This is a genomic window from Ideonella sp. P3_A4, assembly GCF_056403075.1.
This window is the reverse complement of sequence record NZ_JBFUGE010000649.1, coordinates 1-3,204: the sequence shown is the minus strand read 5'-3', so window position 1 is coordinate 3,204 and position 3,204 is coordinate 1. Positions and strand designations below refer to the sequence as shown.

Sequence of the window (3,204 nt, the reverse complement as noted above, 5' to 3'; positions counted from 1 at the left end):
CGATCATGTGGCCGGCCACGATTTCCGACTCGCCTTCGACCACGTCGAACGGATGGCGGTTGGTTTCAGCCAGGCCCGAGATGAAGTAGACGACGAAGATCGGCAGCAGCGGCAGCCAGTTCCACGAGAACACGCCCATGCCCATGTCGGCCATGCGGCCCTTGCCCTGCACCATCACGATGTCGGTCATGTTCAGGCTGCCCGACACCATCAGCACGACGACCAGCGCGAAGCCCATCGCGATCTCGTACGAGACCATCTGAGCCGATGCGCGCAGCGCGCCGAGGAAGGCGTACTTCGAATTCGAAGCCCAGCCAGYAATGATGACGCCGTAGACCTCCATCGAGGTGATCGCCATCAGGAACAGCAAGCCGGCGTTGACGTTGGCCAGCGCGACCTCGGGGCCGAAGGGAATCACCGCCCACGCGGCCAGCGCCGGCATGATGGTCATCACCGGGCCGAGGAAGAACAGGCCCTTGTTCGCTGCGGTCGGGCGGATGATCTCCTTGAAGATCAGCTTGACCGCATCGGCGATCGGCGTCAGCAGGCCGAACGGGCCCACGCGGTTCGGGCCGGGGCGGATCTGCGACCAGCCGATGGCCTTGCGCTCCCACAGCGTCAGGTAGGCCACGCAGCCCATCAGCGGGGCGACGACGACGATGATCTTGATCAGCGACCAGACCACCGGCCAGAGCACGCCGCCCATCATCGCCAGGCCGGCTTGATTGAAGCTATCGATCATGAGGATTCCTGCGTCCTGCTCGGGCCTCAGGCCACTTCCACGGTGATGGGGCCGAACATCGCACCCAGCGAGGCGGTGTCTGCATGCCCGGCGGGCACGCGCACCACGTTCGCGGCGAGGCTGTTGTCCAGATAGGCCGGCAGCACAGCGCTGGCGTTGCCTTGCGACACGCGCACCTTGACACCGTCTTGCAAGCCCAGTTGGGCCCACAGCGCTTGCGGCAAGCGAGCCACCGGTGCCTTGGCATCAGCGGTCAGCTGCAACGACACGGCACGGCGAACCAGACTGTCGGTCGCGTAAATCGGCACTTCGGCCAAACGCTGCAGGCCTTGCACCGGTGCCGGCGGCTGCAAGCCAGCCTTGGTCACATTCGACAGGCGTTGCGCCAGCGTGCTGGCATCGCCCAGCGCTTCGGCGCGCACTTCTTCAACCGATTCCTGGCTGAAGCCTTGCAGACCCAGCAGGTTGCCGAGCACGCGCAGCACCTTCCAGGCCGGGCGGCTGTCACCCAGCGCGCGCACGACACCGTGGAAGCTTTGCAGGCGGCCTTCGGCGTTGACGAAGCTGCCACCGGTTTCGGTGAACGGCGCAATCGGCAGTAGCACATCGGCGTTGTCGACAGCAGCGTCCTTGAACGCGGTCAGTGCAACGACGAGGCCAGAGCCCTGCAGCGCGGCGCGTGCCGCAGCGGCGTTAGCGGCGTCGAGCGTGGGCTCGACATTCAGCAGCAGCAGGCCCTTCATCGGCTGGGTCAGCATCTGGCCGGCGTTCAGGCCGCCGTTGGCCGGCTGCGCGCCGACGAGCTGGGCTCCGACGCGGTTGCCGCCATCGGTCAGGAAGCCGACGGTTGCACCGGTCTGTTCACCGATCCAGTTGGCCAACGCCAGCAGCGTCGACGCTTGCGGGTGCTGCGCGGCAGCGTTGCCGAGCAGGATGGCCTTGCGCTCGCCGGACAGCAGCGCGTTCGCCAGCACCTCGGCTTGCGGCGACACCATCGCCTGCACCGGCGCATTGATGCCACGTGCATTGGCGATGTAGCCGGCGATGTCGGCCAGCGCCTGGGGCCAGTAGCCCGGGGTTGCCGTCAGCTGCGCAGCGACGGGCATGGCCCAGTCGTCGTGCGCGGCGTTCAGGCTCAGCACCTTGGCGCCATGGCGCGCGGCCTGGCGGRTGCGCTGTGCGAACAGCGGATGGTCCTTGCGCAGGAACGAGCCAACGACGAACACGCGGTCCAGCTTGGTCAGCGCCGCGATCGGCAGGCCCAGCCATTGAGCGCCCTCACCTGCCGTGAAATCGGCATGACGCAGGCGGTGGTCGACGTTGTCGCTGCCCAGGCCACGCACCAGCTTGGCCAGCAAGTGCAGTTCTTCAACCGTGCTGTTGACACTGCCGAGCGCGCCGATCGATTCGGCACCGAACTCGACCTTCACACGCTTCAAACCGTCGGCCACGTAGCCCAGTGCAGTGTTCCAGTCCACAGCCTGCCACTGACCGCCCTGCTTGATCATCGGCTGGGTCAGGCGCTGCGGGCTGTTGACAGCCTCATAGCTGAAGCGGTCGCGGTCGGCGATCCAGCATTCGTTGACGTCTTCGTTCTCGAGCGGAACGACGCGCATCACCTGGTGGTTCTTGACCTGGACGATCAAGTTCGAGCCGGTCGAATCATGCGGGCTGACGCTCTTGCGGCGCGACAGCTCCCAGGTGCGGGCCGAGTAGCGGAAAGGCTTGCTCGTCAGTGCGCCGACTGGGCAGACGTCGATCATGTTGCCCGACAGCTCGGAGTCGATCGTCTCGCCGACCACGGTCGTGATCTCGGAATGCTCGCCGCGATGGATCATGCCCAGCTCCATCACGCCGGCCACTTCCTGGCCGAAGCGCACGCAACGGGTGCAGTGGATGCAGCGCGTCATCTCTTCCATCGAGATCAGCGGGCCGACGTCCTTGTGGAACACGACGCGCTTTTCTTCCTGGTAACGCGAGGCCGAGCCGCCGTAGCCGACGGCCAGATCCTGCAGCTGGCATTCACCGCCCTGGTCGCAGATGGGGCAGTCCAGCGGGTGGTTGATGAGCAGAAACTCCATCACCGACTGCTGGGCCTTGAGCGCCTTGTCGCTCTTGGTGCGCACGATCATGCCCTGCGTCACCGGCGTGGCACAGGCCGGCATCGGCTTGGGCGCCTTCTCCACTTCGACCAGGCACATGCGGCAGTTGGCCGCGATCGAGAGTTTCTTGTGGTAGCAGAAGTGCGGGATGTAGGTGCCGGCGGCATCGGCCGCATGCATCACCATGCTGCCTTCGATGACGCTGACCTTCTTGCCGTCGAGTTCGATTTCAACCATGTTGTTTCGTCGTCAGGCCGTAGCGGTAGCGGTAGCGTGAGCGTGGGTGTGCTTGTGTGCACCCCCACCGACCATGCAGGTCTTGTGCTCGACGTGGTAGGCAAACTCGTCGCGGAAGTGCTT

Annotated in this window: 2 protein-coding genes; both read right to left on the bottom strand. The window is 65.5% G+C overall.

Annotation, left to right across the window (positions count from 1 at the left end; translation table 11 throughout):
* Positions 1–742 (bottom strand): complex I subunit 1/NuoH family protein (locus tag AC1DYI_RS30520; RefSeq protein ID WP_477207869.1); only part of this gene is annotated, 742 nt, incomplete at its 3' end.
* Positions 743–768: 26 nt separating this feature from the next.
* Positions 769–3,081, bottom strand: coding sequence for an NADH-quinone oxidoreductase subunit NuoG (nuoG, locus tag AC1DYI_RS30515; RefSeq protein WP_477207868.1), 2,313 nt, complete (start codon positions 3,079–3,081; stop codon positions 769–771).
* Positions 3,082–3,204 lie beyond the last annotated feature (123 nt).